Genomic DNA, 19,327 nt, shown 5'->3' on the forward strand with positions numbered 1-19,327 from the left:
TAATTTTATTTCTGGTTAAGGCTAAATGGAAACAGTCAACAGTCAACAGTCAGCAGTCACCAATGATTTAACAATCTTCAATCATAAACTCCCAAATATCACCCCTCGTCGAACTACCAAACTTTAATTGCATCCCTGGCTTTAATGCTACTTGCTCACGGAGGATTTGTTGCCAACCATTAGGGCCTAAGAACCAGGTTGTACCGTGGGTAGACAAATCTACCAGATAATAAGTTCGCATCGGCGTAGTGCCGATGAAAGTATTCCGACATAAGATTTCAGCGTGACTTCTAGAAACTGAAGGTTCTGGGATGACAATATCATTATCTCTCGTGCGGCCGATGCGGGTGACACCAGAACGTAAAGACCAAGTTTGACCGCCTGGGGAAAGCGATCGCAAAGAACCTTTAGGTACCTGAGAAATTACACTCGGAATTGTAGTATCAGGTAATTCTGTATTACTTTCATCAAAGCTTTTAATCAGTTCACCATTAAAGTCTGGATGTAAGTAAAGAACTGGCAAAGTCCAAGCTGGTTGATTAAATTTATAGATTGTTAATAATTCTTGCCTAGCTTCTGCCACAGCTTCATCAATTGGTTTGCGCGATCGCAAAGCTTCAGCAAAAGCTTGAATAAAACTGTGGCTTTCGCGATCGTTGATTTGATCACGCATTCCCAAAACAGCGGGTACTCCATGACGAATTAGTACTTCTGCTAAACTGCTATGGGGTATAGCTTGTTTATTCACAGCCGCTGGTTGCGCCCCCCAACAAGCATTGAAAACTGCGAGTTTCACACCAGTGCGGGTCAAGACTTGCGCTAATTCTATCCCATTGAGCGTCATACCTGGGCGCAAAAACAACAATCCACCATCTGGATCTGGCAGACCATGTCCAGCGTAGAAGAAGACATTATATACCTTAGTTTCTAGCTCTTGGATTAGTTCCTGTGGGGTTGGTTGCAGTAGTGTTTTCACCATACAGGGTGCATAAGCCTGAGAGTTACTCCCCACAGGCCCACCATGTGCTAAGGCTTGTGTTAAGATTTCCGCTTCTTGTTCCAGTTGCAATTTTGCATCTGCTCCTAAAACCAGCAGGATGTTTAAAGCTTGGGATGTTCGCAAATGTTGCAGGGGTTCAACTTCACTGGTGGTGCGACTAAATACCAAATCTTGGGAGAGAGACATCGCCGATTGACCAGGCTCCCGCTGCATAATTTCCCAAGGTAAGGCGATAAGATCCGGGTCACGAATTTCCAGTTGAAAGCGCAAACGTGTACGCTGACCCATAGCAATACCACGACTGCGTTCTAAACTGCCAAGAATTTGTCCATCAAATAACCAGCGCCACAAACTAATCCCTAAATATTGCATTAGACGGCTGCTGTAACCCGCAGTCTGACCTTGAGAGGGCGGGACTAAGTTTATCGGTGGTAGATTATTCGACTGTGTAGGCTTTGCTCCTGGGGGAATATTTAAGGGAGTATGACCAGCAAACATCTGCTGCCATTCGTGGCACACTTCAGTTAGTTCACTAGGCCACACACAGTCATGGAGAACATAACCACTGGGATAGGGAGCCTTAACCACCCAAATGGCGAAGTTATCAGTGCCAGTATTGATCAGACGAGCGATCGCCAAGTTTAGGGATGGCAATGAATTCATTCAACTACAAGGTAAATACAAATAATTTCAAATAGTAATTTTTCAAGGTGAGGATTTCTACGTTGTGAGTTGCTTATTTTGATTATTATGTATTATTTCAGGTTTTACCAATTTATGGAGTATCTACCCAGTTACATTCTTATACGGTTTACTTACGGGGTTTATTAGGTAAATTAAAATACCAAGTAGTAGTTGTGCCCTGAAGATCTCGCACGATGGAGGGCACAGCGCGGAGTCGAAACCAAAGGCTATGGTAAATTGATTATTAGAATGCACCTAAGTTGTGCCAATTTATCTATTATCGGGGCCAGTTACACTAGTACCATTTTGTGCAGTTGGTGCAGGAGATTTGCTGGCTGGTGATGGGGGAAGATCATCACATAAACTTTTTTCTCCCACTGGCAAGACAGTGACTTTATTCTCATTTCCAAAGCGTTTGAGTTGCGATTGAACGAATTCAATTGGCTGGGAAACTTCTGGTTTAGGCGTGTTTGGATTCGGACATAGTCGTAAACGCACTAACGAGACTCCAGCAGCTTTGGAATTTTGTTTAATTTCAATAACTTGTAAAAAAGTGCCAGAAGAGAGAGTTGCTTGATTTGCCAGTTTGATATCTTTCGTAGTTTGAATCACCCACCCTTGAGCGAGATTGTCAAGCGATCGCACTGGTACTTCTGTGACATCTGGCGTAACTGTGGCATTTGGCTGAGAAGTGGGGGATGGACTCACAGGAGTTGGAGTTTTCGCTGCAGGCGATCGCACTTCTTTCACCCAGTATCCCAGGGCAGCGGCAGCGGCTACCAATATCAAAGGAACGATCAAATGTAGTGGTAATTGAAAACTTCCCGCAGGCTTATTGTCTGGAATTACTTTCGTCTTCTGGCTACCACTACCTAAGATGGTGTCTGGAACTTTTCTCGAGGTATCAACAGTCTGGTTGGCAAACCGTTCAGGAATGACTGCTGTGAGATTTGACCCAGGCTCTACATGTTTGACTTGACAGTGTACTAAAGCGATCGTGACATTATCATGTCCATTTTTATCATTAGCAATTTCTATCAATCTCTCAGCAACGTTGGCAACATCGCTTTCCCCTGTCAAAATTGGCAAGATTTCTGTTTCCCAATATTCTTCTACCCGGTCAAAATCACTCAAACCATCAGATGTCAGCAGAAAAACCGCATCTTCATCAAGAATAAACCTTTGGGTAGTGGGATGTAATGAGGTGCTAGGACTCATTCCCAAAGCCTGTATCAGCGATCCCGCGCCACTCTGGTGGATGGCTTCACGATAGACAGCATAGCCTAAGCGCACCTCACGAGAAGCGACATCATCATCTAGAGTTACTTGATAACAGCCGTGGCGTGTAATCCAATAGGCGCGACTATCACCCACATGGGTAATATACATTTCGTGGGCGATCGGCAAACCCATCACCAAGGTTGTACCCATACGTTGCCGTCCTTGCCGATTTTCGCTGTCGTTGCGCTGGCTAATTTTGTCATTAGCATTTGCCACCGCTTTTTCTAAATCATCGATCAGCTGCAAGGGATCTATATGATCTGCAGGAATTTTTGTGAGTTGCTGTAGCTGTTGTTGAATAGTTTCAATTGCTAAATTTGATGCTACATTACCGCCTTCGTGTCCGCCAATGCCATCGCAGACGATCGCTAAAGCTGACGGTTGGGGAGGTTTGCTGACTAAAATGTCACTGGGAGGGTAACAAGCATCTTCATTGCGTTGGCGAGTGCGGCCAGTATCAGTTTTTGTGAAAATTTTGATGGTAGGCTTTTGAGAACGACCTAATTCTGCTAATCCTGGATCTAAAACGGCAATTAATTGCTCAGTTGAGCGGATTTCTTCTTTAATTAGAGAATTACTAATTTTTTGAATAAATTCTGCTACCTCTGGTCTTGTCTCTGGTAACAACTGCAGCCAAAATTCTCCCAGTTGGGGTAAGTTTGGTACTGGTTCAGGGTCAGAATGTAATTCCAACAAACGCACTAACGACCCTTCTACCCTCAAGAGATATGGATCGAGTAAGCTAGATACCACCCCTTCATCCCAGAGGGGTTGCCACAGATGAGCTATTTGCCACAGCCAATTAATTTGGCGAATTGATGTGGCATTCCCCCAGGCGGTGGTTAACTGGCTGCACAGTTGTACTTCCTGCCCTGTGTCATCGGCTACAAGAGGTGGCCTTTCTAAAAGCAATACGTCCTTCTGGGACTGTCCATCGGTCAAAGGCAGTACACCGTATACCTGTGGTATGTGTAACCTGTAAGGGATTAGTCTTAGGTAGGGTTTGATTGCCTGTAAATTCTCTAATTCAGGCATTTGGGGTAAAAACCCAGGTTTGGTATCTAAAACTACTGATTTACTAATAACTAAATAGCGATCAGCTAATATTTCTCCAGGGCTAGCGACACTCAAGCCCTCTGCCTCTACCCACAGGTAACGTTTGGGTAGGGGTGTGCGGCATTGCTGACAAAACTTGTGGGTTAAGGGGTTGGAAGCTTGACAATGTTCATTTGGGCAGTAGAGCGTTGCCGCATCATTTTCCATAGTTTTCGCACCGATCAGCGATTGGCAATTTCTTTAACTGTATTGGCAGCGGCAATTTAGACCGCTCATGTTTCTTGAACTCGACATATCCAACTTTGGATCATGATTTTAGCTGGCAAATACCAGCAGGTGCTAATACTTATTAATCTACTTAATCCCAAGAACATGCTCCTCCATCAACCCTACAGCCTCATCATAGCTTCTATTGTTCTATGTCTTTCCACAGCCAGTGCCGCTAACTTTAACTCTGTCACCAAAGCATAACCTCTGCACAATAATAGTGTTTGCTTTTGGTTAATTACCCCCTCAGCAAGAAGTGGGTAATCTTAGCATTTTCTTAGTTTATAAGTTGCTAGGTAACAATGAACTTTAATTAAGCATTAAGATATGCCAATAATAAAAAACTCCAGGCACAAGGGGATGGAGTTTTTGGGCATGGAGTGTGGGGAAAAATTACCAATGCCCTATACCCTATACCTCATGTCGGCGACTATACCCTCTGTACCCACTGTCTTCGGAGCGGGACGAAATCCGGGGATGCAGTTTCCCATCGCTTTCAATTTATAAAATTTATATTTATTTCCAATCTAAATTTTACGGTAAGATAGGCTCATGAAGTTAAACTAAAATGCCAAGTTGTACTAAATTACACTTAAGCGTTTGAAGATGAGCTTATTCTCTCTTAAGCGCTATCGATAGCCAAAACTCTAGCAAGCATGGCGATCGCAGTTGAGACAGCATAAAAATAATTCTGCTTGGGGAAGCTCTTGATCAGCAACCTGAGACGAATTAACCAATCGCCCTCTTAACTCACCATCAATAGCTAAAGTTTGCTTTACTAGTCAGCCGATTAACTTCAAAGACTTGACCTACTGTTGAATCTAGTGCTACTGCCTGAAGCCACAAATTTTCATCAACTAAGATTTCACTATCTCAGGTTTAGTGGGGCCAGGTAATACCCATTGGTGTTAACTTAACGTGAGATCGGCGGTTAGAAACCGCACGCCAGTCGCCTCAACGGGGGGAACCCCCGCACAGCGCTGGCTCATCTACACAAACAAAACCCACGAAGGTGGGTTTCAAACCCTTAATTTTGTGTTAGTCCGCCTCCGCGGACTTTGCCTGTGTAGCCAAGCCACCTGCTAACAGCGGGTTCCCCGACTTGTAGCAAGTGGCGCGCGAGTTATATTCGCCAAGTCTTAAGTTGACACGTATGGGTAATACCTGACCCCTAAGAAATTAAGAGTTACAAAATCTAGAACTCTTAGCTATTAAGCCTACTGATTTTCGGCAACTGCTACTTGAGGGAGTCCCATGCTGTAGTTAGTGACGCGGCTTGAGAGATTGTAACTGATATCGCCTTTTTGCAGAAGCGATCGCAAATAATGTTCCAAGTCAGACCCAACACGGCGTAAGTTGTAGTCTGTCAGATCCTGACCACTAGATGCCTCTACTAGTTCATCAAACTTGCGATAAATCTTTTGCAGTGCATCTTCATTCCAGTTGAATTCGTTGTCTGGGTCAACATCTAACGTTAAGACTTGGTTGCTGGGAACTAGTTCGCCACCCCGGTCAATTTCTGCCGCAAAAATGCGGATATGCCGGGTTGTGGACTTGAGCAGGGTTGGGTTGTCCATAAAAGGGTGTAAGATTTGGGTTGATTACACTGAAATCATTGTAGACGCTATGCTTGAGCTTAAATGCCCAAAACGATAAGGAATCAAGCTTATGATGCGGGCGTAAGTAAAAATGGGGATTGGGGACTGGGGACTGGGGACTGGGAACTAGTGAACAAGTAAAAATATATCTCCCATGTCTCCTATCTCCTATCTCCCCGTCCCCACTCCCTCATCTCCCACTTCTGCAAAAAGCCATTATTATTGAGAACAAAAATTGAGCCTTTAATAACTTTGTTGGTTCAACGTCCCCTGAACTTTTTGGTGAAAAATAACGTACATCTAGTAAATATACGTAATTATGGTACAACTACTTCTGGCTTTCATCAAGGGAGATAATTTCAGAGTTTTTACTTACGTAAAATTACCAAAATCTAAGTAAAAACTCTAACTGTTGTTGACGTTAAGATAAAGTTGATGTAAAAACCTTTAAAAAGCTCGCACAACTTCTTACAGAAACTTTATTGTATAGAATCTTAAAAACTGAATAATAGTTATGGCTTCCCTGAACTACCTCTGGTACAGGAACACCGCAGTCTAGACAGTGAAAGTTTAACTGGAAAAAAACACACAGGAGAGGGAAATGGAATACAAATGTGATGGATGAAGAAAAGTTCTTAATTCAAACACTTTGGATTCAAAAAAAATATAAAGAATTTTTCCTGGAGATTTAGCTCCTCACCCTCGTGACCACCAAGTAAAGGAATCCTCAAAACTATGAACTCCAAAGCCTTACCACGCCAAATAAATAATATCGAAGTAGGTGTTTATGAGTGCGAAATACATCTCAAATTTCGGTTGATTGAGGAAAAGAGTCTATTGGGCGATCGCGAGCAACTGTTGCAGGTGCTGCTAGATGCTTTGACTGAAGGGTCTGATGATTTTCTAGAGACGCTGCAAGCGTCTGTGAAAGCCCAAGAAGTTTCTGAGTTCAAAGCCTCGCCACAAATGCGACGTCAACTGATGCGCTTACGTAATTTTGTCGATAATACTCAATAATTAATTTGTATAATTTAAGTAGTGGCAAGTCGTAAACCGGGCACTCTATGGTGAATTTGTTTTTAAGTTTGCCCATTTGCCTATTTGTTTTAACATTGAGTTGGCTTGTGTAACCTAACCCCAAGGCTGGGAGCTTTCCTTAATCTCCGAGAAGCCGAAGAAAGCGTCTACAGTAGCCCTCACCCTTTGCACTACGGACATATTTGGGTGCCTACTAATGCATTTATGCCTCACTACCACGGCAGGTTACAGTCTTTAAATATTTGTGTTTGAGAGCAATACCTCTAACCAGGGTTTTATTTCAATCGTCAGAAGTATTTACTAGTAAGCGTCTCTGTTCAAGTATATAGATATACAAAAATCAGATAATTCTGAATTGATAACTGATATCTTGAGCGATCGCCCTATTGTTTGATAAATTGCTTTGCTAGCAAAAACTCGCATTCGGCTCTTGCTACTGATGTATAGAGTATTGGCAATAAAACTACCAGGGTTACAGCAGTTTTTCAATGAATAAACCACGTGTGGACTGCTCTTTAAACCTATCTCCTAGAAGAAGATAAGTTTTATAGCAGGGAACAGGGAAAAAGCTTAAAAGTCTCTTGGTGCCAGTATTTTCTCGTTAGTTCATGTCCTAATCTACCTGGCAACTGCTATGAGTTCTCTCATTCTTAGCAAGGAAGGAGTAGGGGTTAAGTCTTTTTTGTAGTCTATTGAACTGGAAATCGCTCTCAGCTAAATCTTCTAGGAGCTCGCTGTTCACTCAACTTCTCTGACTAAAAAGAGAGTTGAACTTTTGGTGATGCGCGCTATTAGCTGTCTCAAACTACTGCATAGCTATAGTTTGAAGCTTTTTAAGATCAGAAATGCTCTGAAATGTGACACTTGATGGGGTGGAATGTAGGAATTTTTTTTTCCTTACTTTATGCTACCAGAGAGCTTGTAGAGACACTGTCTTTGTCCCGCTACGTTAGCGGAGCGGGGCGTTCGCGATAGCGTCTCGTAGAGAAGCCCAGTCCCATTTCGCGTCTCTACTCTTGTCTTCTATTTAGCAAGACCATGTTCTAAAGCAAACCGAACTAACTCTGTACGGCTATTTGTACCAGTTTTACTAAACAAACGACTAACGTACTTTTCTACATTACGGACACTAGTTTCTAGGCGACGAGCGATTTCTTTGTTCATCAACCCTTCCGCTACCAAGTTCAAAACACTTTGTTCTCTGGGAGTCAAGTCAATTTTAAAAGGTGCTGGTGATTGAGAAATTGCATTTCGTTGTGTTAACAGCGCTTTAATTTGAGCAATTTGATGGGCTAGTTCAGCAATATCTGGGGTTTCGCCCTCTTCACCTGTAGTTTGAGACTTGGCATTGCGACGAGTGAGTAAGTTTTCCACGATCGCAATTAATTCATCTGGATCGAAAGGCTTTGGTAGATAAGCATCAACACCAGCTTGATAACCCTGGATGCGATCGCCTGTCATACCCTTAGCAGTTAAAAATACTACCGGGAGCGCTTGGAACCGGGGATCTTCTCGGAGTTGCTTAAGAAATTGATAGCCATCCATCTGGGGCATCATAACATCAGAAATCACTAAATCAGGTGTATTTTGCTGCATCAAATCCCAGCCCTCACGGGCGTTACTGGCGACTTGAACGCTGAAACCGCTTTCTTGTAAATAGTCTTTCACGGCTTCCCGCAATCCCGGTTCGTCATCTACCAGTAACAGTTGTGCTGACATGGAAAATTTCCTGAAGTTTACCTACCTCCAATTTAGCGAAAGTTTGTAGGCATTGAACATTACGAAGGACGGAAGTGGGGGAATTGGTAATCAAAGAAGTCAAGAGTCAAGAGTCAAGAGGTAGTTCTTCCCCACTCTCCCTGCTCCCTGCCCCCTGCTCCCTGCCCCCTGCCCCTTATAGCCATTCAATAATCTTTGCTGTTTCTGGAAGCTTGGCATCGCTTTGCCCGCGGTAACGTGCTTTGGCAGTAAACAAAGCGATGGGGGTATTTAATAAGTCTACAAGAGTGGCTTGACCGGCGATCGCCTTGAGACTATTTTTAGGCACTTCTTTGACTAACCAACGCGCCAAACGATAGCAATATTCTTTCGGTGTCAGCCTTGGCATTAAATCCACACCGTGCAGTTCGTGCAGATAGCGATTTGAGCGCCCATAGCGCCGCCATTGACTTTCCAGTTCCTGGAATGTGGCACGGTGACGATGTTGGACAATGGCATCTGGGGCAAATTCCAGCCGTCCAATGTTTGCATTGAGAATTCGCCAACAGATGTCTGCATCACCACCAGTAGTCAGATAGGGACGAAATAAACCCACTTTTTCTAAGGCGATGCGTCGAATGGCTAAATTAGCAGTTTGACCGTAGGCGCAGAAGGGATGAGCCAGAGTGTGCTTTTGTGATAGGGTGTCTTGGATCTGGGCTTGTCGTTCTAGCAGGCTTTTACCTGGTAGACCCGTAATTTCACCTACAACAATTACCACTTCAGAGTTAATTAAAGGCTTGACTAATGATTCTAGCCATTGTGGTTGGGGACGACAATCAGCGTCAGTAAAAGCCACAACTTCACCTATAGCAGCACGAATACCAGTGTTGCGGGCTGCGTAGGAGCTTTGAATTTGATTTTCGCTTAAGGGACAAATTGTGATGGGGTGAACTTTAGCAGCTGTTTGCAGAAGTGTGAGCGTGCGATCGCTACTTTTATTATCCACCAACAAATACTCTACCCGGTCTTGAGGATAAGTTTGAGACAACAAACAAGAAATTAAATCTGGTAAATCTGCCTCACCATTATAGACAGGCACAACTACCGACACCATTGGCAAAAGGCTGTTGCTGGCAGTTACATCAACTGACTGATGATTCATAAGTTTGAGATTTTGGATCTGGGATTACTAATTAGTATTCCCAATCCGAAATCCTAAAATTGCCTTTCTACGAGAGGCAGGGCTGATTCATCCAAAAAGGTATGTATTTTGTCAATAGCATTGGCGATAAATATTAGGGCAAAAGTCATGAATTGTTGACCATTTTGATGCCTAAGATTGAATGCCTTGCTTATTTTTCATGTCCTGAACCCTTTATTTTTAAAGCCTTTGAGGGAATGAATCATCCCTGCCCTAGAATAGTGACGGCAGTCCTTCAGGTAAACAATAGGTCGAAACCTCTATAGGACTACTATTTGATTTTTGAACAGCCTCTCAGATCTATTTACGTTAATTGTAAAATCCAGTAAAGACTCTCCCAAATTTTCTAACTCAATTTTAATAAAAGCTAAGTTTCTATTTATGGTTATCGAAAAAACTTCTAGTTCTCTGGTTGATATTCTATGCCAAAGGCGACAAAAACTAGCCACCCTGATTGATTTTCCTGTGATTCTGTGGTCTGGAAGCAGTAATCCGCGAAATTTCCCAGCCAATCACTTTCCTTATCGTGCTAGCAGTCACTTCCTGTATTTTGCCGGACTCCCATTACCAAATGTAGCAATTCACTTAGAAGCAGGCAATTTGGTATTATTCATGGATGATCCTGCACCCAGCAGCGCCCTTTGGCACGGAGAAACCCCCAAACGGGAAGAAATAGCTGAGAAGATTGGGGCGAATGCAGCTAGACCAATGGCAGAATTAGAGTCTTGGGTAGAAGGTGCAGCCACCATTGCTGTACAGGATGCAGCTACTTGGACACAGCAGTCACAGCTATTGAATAGATGGGTTTTACCGCAAAATCCACCCCAAGGAATTGACTTAGACTTAGCCAAAGCAGTTATTTCCTTACGCCTCACCCACGATGATGCTGCATTAACTGAGTTACGCCAAGCCGCTGCTGTCACTGTAGCCGCCCACAAAGCTGGTATGGCAGCTACACTTAACGCCAAAATAGAAGCAGCAGTGCGGGCGGCGATGGAAGGTGCGATCCTTTCCCACAACATGACTACTTCCTATAACAGTATTGTCACTGTCCACGGCGAAGTTTTACATAACGAGCATTATCACCATCCATTACAACCAGGTGATTTAATACTTGCTGATGTCGGTGCTGAAACTGATACGGGTTGGGCTGCTGATGTCACCCGGACTTGGCCTGTTTCCGGCAAATTCTCATCTACCCAAAGAGATATTTATAATTTGGTGCTAGCGGCTCATGATGCTTGTATTGCGAAGATTCGCCCCGGTATCGAGTATGCAGATATTCATCTATTAGCCGCAACCGTCATTGCCGAAGGTTTAGTAGACTTAGGCATTTTACAAGGGAATCCCCAAGATTTAGTTGCAATTGATGCCCATGCTTTGTTTTTCCCCCACGGTATAGGTCATTTACTCGGTTTAGATGTCCATGATATGGAAGACTTGGGTGATTTAGCAGGGTATGAAGAGGGTAGGAAAAGAAGCGATCGCTTTGGCTTAGGCTACCTGCGTTTAAATCGCCCTCTACGTCCAGGAATGCTAGTCACCATTGAACCGGGTTTTTATCAAGTACCAGCAATTTTAAATGATGCTAATCTGCGCTCCAAATATGAGAATGTAGTGAATTGGCAGCGTTTATCTGAATTTGCTGATGTCCGAGGAATCCGCATTGAAGATGATGTTTTAGTTACCGCAGAAGGTAGCGAAATTTTAACAGCAGCATTACCAAATACTGCCGATAGTGTAGAAAATCTAGTTAATTCGTAATTGAGCCTTTGCGTGAGACTAAATCCCCAGCTAAATATAAATCTAGATTACTAGCAAAATCCCCTGGTGCATCAATTTTGATTTGTTTCAATTTTGGCATAAAAATAGGTTTTGACAGATGTTGTTTAGATTGGGCAAAATCTTTGATTAAAATATATAGCTCATCTAGATATTCTTCATTTAGATTATTAATTTCAGCTTGAATTCTGTCTTTTGCAGTCATTTTTACCTTTCCTGTTAATACCATCTTCATTTTAACTTTTAGGGATAGCCAAAGAGCGATCGCTATCACTCTTCATCTGTCTACGATGCCTTGCTAACTAGAACTGAAAAGCAATAGTATCTTTAAGTTGTGATATCTAAAATAATTCTAAATTCATGAGCAAAAACCCCATAAGATTACTACTGAGCGGAGTTATTGTCAGTTTAGGACTACTACCATTGTTAGCTCAAGCACAGCAACAGCAGCCGGTTTCTGATACCCAAGTGGCAGCGATGGTAGAGGCGTTGCGACAGGCTGCACCCCAGACAAAAAAACCCAACAGTGGATTTTATAGCGAATGGCAGGTTAAACCAGAAACCCTTAAAGGTTGGTCAAAAACTTGTCTCAAAAAAACGCTAACACCTACAGAGTTTGAAAATAACCCGGCGATCGCCCGCCAAGTTGTATCCTGCATTACCCGTCGTGAATTAACTAATCAATTCCGCGCCACCAACAATAATGAAATTGCATCCGTACGCGGCGCAGCTTGTTGGTGGATGACTGGTAGCTATAAAGGTTGTGACAAAGGCTTCACCGCTGAGTATGTGCAAAAAGTTGTCCGTTTTTACCAACAACAGCGTTCAAAACCAGCAGCAACGCGATCATAAAACAATATTCAGAAATCAAAGGCAACAGTGGAATAAATAGCCCCCGTACGAAGTTAACCCTTCGACTTCGCTCAGGGTTAAAGCCAAGCGGAGTCGAGGCTTTAAGCAAAAAAATCAATATATTGCAGTTGCAGTTTCACCCCGCCCGTAAGTGGCGTGGAATCCTTGTCCTTATTGCCTATTGCCTTTCATTAATCACCAACATCGCTCTACAGAGGGAGGAACACCCTCAAGTAATTACTTAATATTCACAGGTATACTAGTATCCTTTTTTCGGTAAAATTGAAATATTAAGATTAATTTCAGCCGTTTTACTATAAAAAACAATGAGGTTTAGGGACTGGGCTACCAGAATTATACTAATTTCGATGTTGTTAATTGGTCTAGCAATTGCCCTATTTATTGGGGAAGCCGCAAAACTGCAAAATCAGATAGCAACATCAAATCCAGGGGCTATGGACTGGAGTCAATATCCACCAGTGCAATTCCAATCAGCAAAAACTCAAGATAGGGAAGCGAAAAAAGTCCCTAAATCCCCAGTCAAACCTAAATCTCCAGTTAAAAATAATCAACCTACAGTTAGGTATAGAACTACTACAGCTTTTGCACAGTATAGACCTAGATATGAAATTGCCAAGGTAGACCCCAGCAACTATGGGGAGCGGTATGGTAGAGATGCTAATGGCTTACCTCTCAACAATGAACCGATTGTAGTGATTCATGAAACTAGTAATTCAGCCTCAAGTGCTGTTAATTTTTTTCAAACGCCTCATACTGATGAAAGTGTTCAAGCAAGTTATCATTCTTTGATTAAGCTAGATGGGACAGTTGTGTATCTAGTCCCACCAGATAAGCGAGCCTTTGGGGCTGGTAACTCAGTTTTTGTGGGTTCTAAGGGTACTGAGACTGTGCAGACTAATCCCGGTTTACCGCCGTCTGTGAATAATTTTGCTTATCACGTTTCTCTAGAAACGCCTCCAGATGCTTGGGGAATTAACAATATCCAAAGTCATAGCGGTTACACAGAAGCACAGTATAATTCCTTAGCTTGGTTACTTGCTCAAAGTCAAATTCCGATTGAGCGGTTCACTACCCACAAAGCAGTAGACCGCTCAGGTAAAAAAGTTGACCCACTAAGTTTTGACGCCAACAAGTTCTTAAACTTAATGCGTGCTTTTCGTCAAGCTGTACCAATTAATCGGGCACAACAATAATGTTATGTTGCCTAGAAAATTTGATCTTTTCGTTGAGGTGGGGAGAATGATAAATCCTCAATCCCCAATTACCTCAACTACTTGCTAAAGCTGTAGATTTGCTGCTTCTCCAGGCGATCGCTGATTGATGATGGTAGTGTATCCATAGAGAAAGTCTGGCGATCTAGCTGGACTTGCAAATTGCTTAGGGGATCGCAACCAGCAGAAATCAGAAATTCTAGCTTCTGCATGTAAGGTAACGTGGCTAGATCGTCCAAAATCTGGAAGATGGCTTCTAAGTAAGGATGGCCACTCTGCTTGTACCAATCACAGGCAGCAACTTTTGGTTGATCAAAACCTAAGTGTACCGTCAAAGATGGTTTATCAAATAGAGCGATCGCTAACGGACGTGCTTCTTCTTGTAATAATAAATCATGAGTTTTGGCGAAATGTCGCAGTTTTTCTAAACGCTCATAGCGCTTTGTCACCAATTGCGGGTCATCTTGCCAATGAATCGCCACTGTCACTAGATAAGTTTGTAACAGCATGTGACCCAGCTTTTTCGCCTTGGTAGCTAGGTAATAAGAATTGTGATCATTCGCTTCAATCAGCAGTGGTAGGCGATCGACAACTTCCAAACCGTAGCCTTTGACCCCAGCAATTTTACGGGGATTATTAGTAATCAAGCGAATTTTCTTTACACCCAAGTCCATGAGCATTTGTGCGCCCATACCGTAGTCTCGCAAGTCAGCAGGAAATCCTAAGCGCTCATTCGCCTCTACTGTATCCAGCCCCATATCCTGCAAAGAGTAGGCTTTTAGTTTATTAACCAAGCCAATCCCTCGCCCTTCTTGACGCAGGTAAACGACGATACCTTGACCAGCATTTTCAATCATTTTTAGTGCCGATTGCAGTTGCATCCGACAGTCGCAGCGCAAAGAACCCAAAGCATCACCAGTCAAACATTCTGAGTGCATCCGCACTATGACTGGTTCATCAACAAAATTAGCGGGATCTCCTTTAACAATTGCTACATGTTCAGAATTATCTACTGTGTGGCGATAAGCGTAGATTTTGAAATGACCGAATTGGGTTGGTAATTCGGCAATGCTTTCGCGGATAACCAGGCGATCGTGCTGTAGGCGATAACTAATTAAATCCGCAATACTAATAATTTTTAGTTTGTGATTCTTGGCATACTTGATTAATTGAGGCAACCTTGCCATTGAACCATCAGGGTTTTGAATTTCACAAATTACCCCAGCTGGGTATAGCCCTGCTAGTCGAGATAAATCAACAGCAGCCTCTGTATGTCCGGCGCGTTTGAGTACGCCTCCAGCCTTGGCTCGAATCGGGAAAATATGACCAGGACGGCGCAAATCGGTGGGTTTTGTCGCTGGGTTGAGAGCTACTTGAATAGTACGGGCGCGATCGTCTGCGGAGATGCCTGTACTTACACCTAATTCCGGCCCCGCGTCAATACTAACGGTGAAAGCAGTCTGGTTAGTGTCTGTAATGTTGCTCACCATCAGTGGTAAGTCTAGTTCATCCAGGCGATCGCCTGTCATCGCTAGACAAATTAGCCCCCTCGCTTCCACCGCCATAAAATTTATGGTGTCGGGGGTGGCAAATTGAGCAGCACAAATCAAGTCACCTTCATTTTCTCGATTTTCGTCATCTACTACTACGATAGTGCGTCCGGCTTTCAGGTCTGCCAAAGCAGCATCAATCGAATCAAATTGAAAAGTTGCGGTCGAGGAGTCAGCACTGTTGACTCCTTCCCCTACAAGATCCGCTTGCTCGCCAGAGTTGAGGGGAGTGGAGTGAGACTTCTGTCTAGTCTTAGGCTTTGACACAGAGAGTTTCCAATCAAAAGTTAATTTTTTTAACAATTTCTTCTTTTTAGATTGTAGCTCGTTTATTAGGCAGAGAGTACACTAGCAATGATTTGTTGACATGACAAAATTTTTGGGGATTGAGGAACTATTAATCGCCATACTTAGTAAGGACGCATTGAGACATCATAGTGAGGGGGTTAGAGACAAGCACAGTTCCCGTTGATTGCAATCATCCGTTAGCGACTAAGGAGCGCGTCATCTGTACCCATAAGGTAGCAAGAGCGTCTTCAACAGGAGGAAGAGCAGCGGTAATGTCTCAAATATTTATTTTTGGTCATAAATTTAGTTGCTAGTATCCTTTATCTGCGAGGCTATTCTTTCCCTCCTGAAGGGACTTGGTCACTGATATGTTGATAGCTGATAAATAATTAAACAATCATCGGATAAGGATTTCATAATCATGGGCAAATTTAGACGCGTACCCGTTGGGATTGTTGGCGCGTCAGGCTATGGCGGAGTGCAGCTAGTGCGACTATTGATGGATCATCCGGAAGTCGAACTTGTTTATTTAGGTGGTGAAAGTAGTATAGGCAGACCATTTGCGGATCTTTATCCGCATCTGGCTCATGCAGTTAAATTACTCATCGAGGCGATAGAGCCAGAAGTCATTGCTAATCGCTGTGAAGTTGTGTTTCTGTGTTTACCAAATGGTCTAGCTTGCCAAATCGCGCCCAAACTCTTAGAGAAAGGATGTAAAGTTCTGGATTTGAGTGCGGACTATCGGTTTAGTGATTTAGCAACATACACCACATGGTATGGGATCGAGAGAAGCGATCGCGCCACAGCAGCGACAGCAGTCTATGGATTACCAGAACTTTACCGCGATCGCATCAGTGAAGCACAGCTAGTTGGTTGTCCAGGATGTTATCCCACCGCTAGTCTTTTAGCACTTTCACCACTCCTGAAGCAAGGCTTAATTGTGCCTGAAACCGCCATTATTGATGCCAAGTCCGGCACATCTGGCAGCAGAAGGCAACCTAAAGCCAATTCGTTGCTAGCTGAAGCTGACAACTCTCTAGCAGCCTACGGTGTCGCTCGTCACCGTCATACCCCGGAAATTGAGCAGGTTTGTAGCTTTCTTGCCGGGCACGAAGTCACAGTTCAATTTACACCACACCTCATTCCTATGGTGCGCGGGATTTTAGCAACTGTATACGCTACACTGCGCGATCCAGGTCTAGTCCGAGATGACTTACTCACAATTTACACAGCCTTTTATCGCAACTCCCCTTGGGTAAAAGTTTGTGAAAGTGGCGTTTACCCCCAAACAAATTGGGCTAACGGTAGTAATATTTGTTACATTGGCATAGAGGTTGATCCGCGGACTGGTCGTGTGATTGTCATATCGGCTATTGATAACCTCGTCAAAGGACAAGCAGGTCAAGCGATTCAGTGTTTAAACCTCATGATGGGCTGGGATGAAACATTAGGGTTGCCCAGATTGGGGTTTTATCCGTAATGGGGGACTGGGGATTGGGGATTGGGGATTGGGGATTGGGGACTGGGGATTGGGGACTGGGGACTGGGGATTGGGGATTGGGGATTGGGGGCAATAGGCAATAGGCAATAGGTTATTATTTTCCTCCCTCATCTCCCCCTGCTCCCTCATCTCCCCTTGCCCCCTGCCCCCTCCCTGCCTTACTTCGGCCCTAAACCGACAGCACCGGCGTAAACGGCGCGGGAACCTAATTCATCCTCAATTCGCAGCAAACGGTTGTATTTAGCTACCCGTTCGCTTCGACAGAGGGAACCAGTTTTGATTTGACCTGCACGAGTCGCTACTGCTAAATCAGCGATGGTGGTATCTTCGGTTTCGCCGGAACGATGGCTAATTACTGACCGGAAACCGTTGCGAGTTGCTAGGTCAATTGTTTCTAAAGTCTCGGTCAAAGAACCAATTTGATTGAGCTTAATCAAAATAGAGTTAGCGGCTTTTTGCTCAATGCCTTTTTGTAAGCGAGTGGCGTTTGTCACAAACAAGTCATCCCCTACCAACTGCACCCTTGAACCAAGTTTCTGGGTAATCAATTCCCAGCTTTGCCAATCTTCTTCATGCAAGCCATCCTCAATCGACACAATCGGGTATTGGTCAACCAATTGTCCTAAATAATTAATAAACTCAGCGGGGGCATGAGGCTTACCATCGTAGACATACTGTCCGTCCTTGTAAAACTCACTAGCTGCTACGTCTAAGGCTAAAGCTACTTCTTCCCCTGGCTTATAACCAGCCTTGTCAATGGCAGCAACTAGTAATTCCAAAGCTACCTGGTTAGACTCTAGATTAGGGGCAAAGCCACCTTCATCACCCACACCAGTCAATAAACCCTTGTCGTCTAAGACTTTGCTCAGAGTAGCGAACACCTCCGCACCCCAGCGCAGTGCTTCTTTGAAAGAAGGCGCGCCAATGGGGACAATCATAAATTCTTGGAAATCTACGTTATTTGAGGCATGGGCACCACCGTTGATGACGTTCATCAATGGTACGGGTAACAAATTCGCTAAAGGCCCACCCAAATAGCGATATAGGGGAATTGCCAAAGACTCGGCACCTGCTTTAGCTGCTGCTAAGGAAACCGCCAAAATTGCGTTAGCACCCAAATTGGATTTGTTACCTGAACCATCCAGGGCGATCATTGTCCTATCTAGCAATTCTTGGTTAAGGACATCCAAATTTAACAATTTTGGGGCTAGTATCTCTTTGACGTTTTGCACCGCCTTGAGTACCCCTTTACCTCCATAACGGCTTTTATCCCCATCCCGCAATTCATGGGCTTCAAAAGTGCCCGTAGAGGCACCACTGGGAACCTGTGCTAGTCCCACAACACCGTTGGCTAAATGCACCTCGGCTTCAATAGTTGGTCTACCGCGTGAGTCAAGAATTTCACGCGCTGCGATCGCAACAATTGCAGTATCTAGAATGTTACTCATCTGTTTTTTCTCCTCTGTTTCCTGTGTAAGAGTATGTTCCTACGGTTGATTGCATATAGTGCAGTGGCTTCACCCAATCGCTAGCATAGGCGCTTACGGGACTATCTCCGCTGAGATTAAACAAGATTTCCAATGATGGAGTCAACTGAAGTATGAAGTCTGAAGTCTGAAATAAATTTAGTTGGGGATAGTGATGGAAGTCAGGAGTTGGGAGTTATTCCCTTATCTCCCCCACTCCGGCCTTCCCAATCTAAAATCGGTAAAGAAGCCTCAGGAATTTAATTATGCGTTTACTGCACACAATGCTAAGAGTTGGCAATCTTGAAGAGTCTTTGAAATTCTACTGTGATGTCTTAGGGATGAAATTACTACGGCGAAAAGACTATCCTGGGGGAGAATTTACCCTCGCTTTTGTGGGCTATGGTGACGAAAGTGACGAGGCGGTGATCGAACTAACCTACAACTGGGGTGTAGAAAAGTACGAATTGGGTAATGCTTATGGTCATATTGCCCTGGGTGTTGATGATATTTACGCCACCTGTGAGGAGATCAGGAATCGTGGTAGTAAAGTAGTGCGGGAACCAGGGCCAATGAAACATGGTTCAACGGTCATCGCCTTTGTGGAAGATCCCGATGGGTATAAGATAGAACTCATTCAATTGGGTTCTCAAGGGTCAGCGGTTAAACAAGAATCTGAGAAATTAGCCCCTACGCTGTAAATGGAGGGAGTCAGGGGGGCAGGGGGCAGGGAGCAGGGGGAGATGAAGAAGACAAAAAATAACCTATTGCCCAATCCCCAATCCCCAACCCCCATTCGCCATAACAGTGATTTCGTTTTAGATTAGGAA

At 43.8% G+C, this 19,327-nt stretch carries 14 protein-coding genes; 6 read left to right on the plus strand and 8 right to left on the minus strand.

Going from position 1 to position 19,327, the window contains the following annotated elements:
• Positions 1-67: 67 nt before the first annotated feature.
• The 3 genes from CAL7507_RS10150 to CAL7507_RS10160 all read right to left on the minus strand — a co-directional run bounded on the left by CAL7507_RS10150 (position 68) and on the right by CAL7507_RS10160 (position 5,865).
• Complete coding sequence (locus CAL7507_RS10150) at positions 68-1,654, minus strand: CHAT domain-containing protein (RefSeq protein ID WP_042342035.1); 1,587 nt, start codon at positions 1,652-1,654, stop codon at positions 68-70.
• A gap of 300 nt (positions 1,655-1,954) precedes the next feature.
• Positions 1,955-4,228, minus strand: a complete 2,274-nt coding sequence (locus CAL7507_RS10155; protein ID WP_015128376.1) for a PP2C family serine/threonine-protein phosphatase — start codon at positions 4,226-4,228, stop codon at positions 1,955-1,957.
• 1,277 nt (positions 4,229-5,505) lie between these two features.
• Complete coding sequence (locus CAL7507_RS10160; protein ID WP_015128378.1) at positions 5,506-5,865, minus strand: NAD(P)H-quinone oxidoreductase subunit M; 360 nt, start codon at positions 5,863-5,865, stop codon at positions 5,506-5,508.
• Between the two features lie 756 nt (positions 5,866-6,621).
• Here CAL7507_RS10160 and CAL7507_RS10165 point away from each other — a divergent pair.
• The gene (locus CAL7507_RS10165) at positions 6,622-6,903 is read left to right on the plus strand and encodes an Npun_R1517 family heterocyst differentiation transcriptional regulator (RefSeq protein ID WP_015128379.1); all 282 of its coding nucleotides are present in this window, start codon (positions 6,622-6,624) and stop codon (positions 6,901-6,903) included.
• 1,044 nt (positions 6,904-7,947) lie between these two features.
• Here the strand turns inward: CAL7507_RS10165 and CAL7507_RS10170 are convergent.
• Together CAL7507_RS10170 and CAL7507_RS10175 are read right to left on the minus strand one after the other, a co-directional pair.
• A complete protein-coding gene (locus CAL7507_RS10170) occupies positions 7,948-8,643 on the minus strand; it encodes a response regulator transcription factor (RefSeq protein ID WP_015128380.1) in 696 nt (231 codons plus the stop codon).
• Between the two features lie 175 nt (positions 8,644-8,818).
• The gene (locus CAL7507_RS10175; RefSeq protein ID WP_015128381.1) at positions 8,819-9,787 is read right to left on the minus strand and encodes a glycosyltransferase family 2 protein; all 969 of its coding nucleotides are present in this window, start codon (positions 9,785-9,787) and stop codon (positions 8,819-8,821) included.
• A gap of 420 nt (positions 9,788-10,207) precedes the next feature.
• Here CAL7507_RS10175 and CAL7507_RS10180 point away from each other — a divergent pair, with 420 nt between their 5' ends.
• Positions 10,208-11,590: an aminopeptidase P family protein gene (locus CAL7507_RS10180; RefSeq protein ID WP_015128382.1), complete on the plus strand. Its 1,383-nt coding sequence runs from the start codon at positions 10,208-10,210 to the stop codon at positions 11,588-11,590.
• On the opposite strand, the gene CAL7507_RS10185 is transcribed toward CAL7507_RS10180, so the two are convergent.
• The gene (locus CAL7507_RS10185) at positions 11,580-11,813 is read right to left on the minus strand and encodes a hypothetical protein (RefSeq protein WP_015128383.1); all 234 of its coding nucleotides are present in this window, start codon (positions 11,811-11,813) and stop codon (positions 11,580-11,582) included. The genes CAL7507_RS10180 and CAL7507_RS10185 overlap by 11 nt on opposite strands.
• Positions 11,814-11,968: 155 nt before the next feature.
• Between CAL7507_RS10185 and CAL7507_RS10190 the strand changes: the two genes are divergently transcribed.
• Positions 11,969-12,460, plus strand: coding sequence for a hypothetical protein (locus CAL7507_RS10190; protein WP_015128384.1), 492 nt, complete (start codon positions 11,969-11,971; stop codon positions 12,458-12,460).
• Positions 12,461-12,786: 326 nt separating this feature from the next.
• Positions 12,787-13,674 carry a peptidoglycan recognition family protein gene (locus tag CAL7507_RS10195; protein WP_015128385.1) on the plus strand — a complete coding sequence of 296 codons (888 nt, stop codon included), beginning with the start codon at positions 12,787-12,789 and terminating at the stop codon, positions 13,672-13,674.
• Positions 13,675-13,751: 77 nt separating this feature from the next.
• Here CAL7507_RS10195 and ribBA read toward each other — a convergent pair whose 3' ends face one another.
• Positions 13,752-15,509, minus strand: coding sequence for a bifunctional 3,4-dihydroxy-2-butanone-4-phosphate synthase/GTP cyclohydrolase II (ribBA, locus tag CAL7507_RS10200; protein WP_015128386.1), 1,758 nt, complete (start codon positions 15,507-15,509; stop codon positions 13,752-13,754).
• Positions 15,510-15,951: 442 nt separating this feature from the next.
• Between ribBA and argC the strand changes: the two genes are divergently transcribed.
• Positions 15,952-17,010, plus strand: a complete 1,059-nt coding sequence (argC, locus tag CAL7507_RS10205) for an N-acetyl-gamma-glutamyl-phosphate reductase (RefSeq protein WP_015128387.1) — start codon at positions 15,952-15,954, stop codon at positions 17,008-17,010.
• A gap of 179 nt (positions 17,011-17,189) precedes the next feature.
• Here argC and eno read toward each other — a convergent pair whose 3' ends face one another.
• A complete protein-coding gene (gene eno / locus CAL7507_RS10210; protein WP_015128388.1) occupies positions 17,190-18,479 on the minus strand; it encodes a phosphopyruvate hydratase in 1,290 nt (429 codons plus the stop codon).
• Between the two features lie 284 nt (positions 18,480-18,763).
• Here eno and gloA point away from each other — a divergent pair, with 284 nt between their 5' ends.
• Positions 18,764-19,198 carry a lactoylglutathione lyase gene (gloA, locus tag CAL7507_RS10215; RefSeq protein ID WP_015128389.1) on the plus strand — a complete coding sequence of 145 codons (435 nt, stop codon included), beginning with the start codon at positions 18,764-18,766 and terminating at the stop codon, positions 19,196-19,198.
• Positions 19,199-19,327 lie beyond the last annotated feature (129 nt).

It is taken from the genome of Calothrix sp. PCC 7507, from assembly GCF_000316575.1.
In the GTDB taxonomy this organism is placed as follows: domain Bacteria; phylum Cyanobacteriota; class Cyanobacteriia; order Cyanobacteriales; family Nostocaceae; genus Fortiea.

Bases quoted from the DNA above. Each gene is read 5' to 3' on its own strand.
- gloA (WP_015128389.1), top strand. From the start codon at position 18,764: ATGCGTTTACTGCACACAATGCTAAGAGTTGGCAATCTTGAAGAGTCT.
- CAL7507_RS10155 (WP_015128376.1), bottom strand. From the start codon at position 4,228: ATGGAAAATGATGCGGCAACGCTCTACTGCCCAAATGAACATTGTCAA.
- eno (WP_015128388.1), bottom strand. From the start codon at position 18,479: ATGAGTAACATTCTAGATACTGCAATTGTTGCGATCGCAGCGCGTGAA.
- CAL7507_RS10190 (WP_015128384.1), top strand. From the start codon at position 11,969: ATGAGCAAAAACCCCATAAGATTACTACTGAGCGGAGTTATTGTCAGT.
- CAL7507_RS10185 (WP_015128383.1), bottom strand. From the start codon at position 11,813: ATGACTGCAAAAGACAGAATTCAAGCTGAAATTAATAATCTAAATGAA.
- argC (WP_015128387.1), top strand. From the start codon at position 15,952: ATGGGCAAATTTAGACGCGTACCCGTTGGGATTGTTGGCGCGTCAGGC.
- CAL7507_RS10160 (WP_015128378.1), bottom strand. From the start codon at position 5,865: ATGGACAACCCAACCCTGCTCAAGTCCACAACCCGGCATATCCGCATT.
- CAL7507_RS10165 (WP_015128379.1), top strand. From the start codon at position 6,622: ATGAACTCCAAAGCCTTACCACGCCAAATAAATAATATCGAAGTAGGT.
- CAL7507_RS10175 (WP_015128381.1), bottom strand. From the start codon at position 9,787: ATGAATCATCAGTCAGTTGATGTAACTGCCAGCAACAGCCTTTTGCCA.
- CAL7507_RS10170 (WP_015128380.1), bottom strand. From the start codon at position 8,643: ATGTCAGCACAACTGTTACTGGTAGATGACGAACCGGGATTGCGGGAA.
- CAL7507_RS10195 (WP_015128385.1), top strand. From the start codon at position 12,787: ATGAGGTTTAGGGACTGGGCTACCAGAATTATACTAATTTCGATGTTG.
- CAL7507_RS10180 (WP_015128382.1), top strand. From the start codon at position 10,208: ATGGTTATCGAAAAAACTTCTAGTTCTCTGGTTGATATTCTATGCCAA.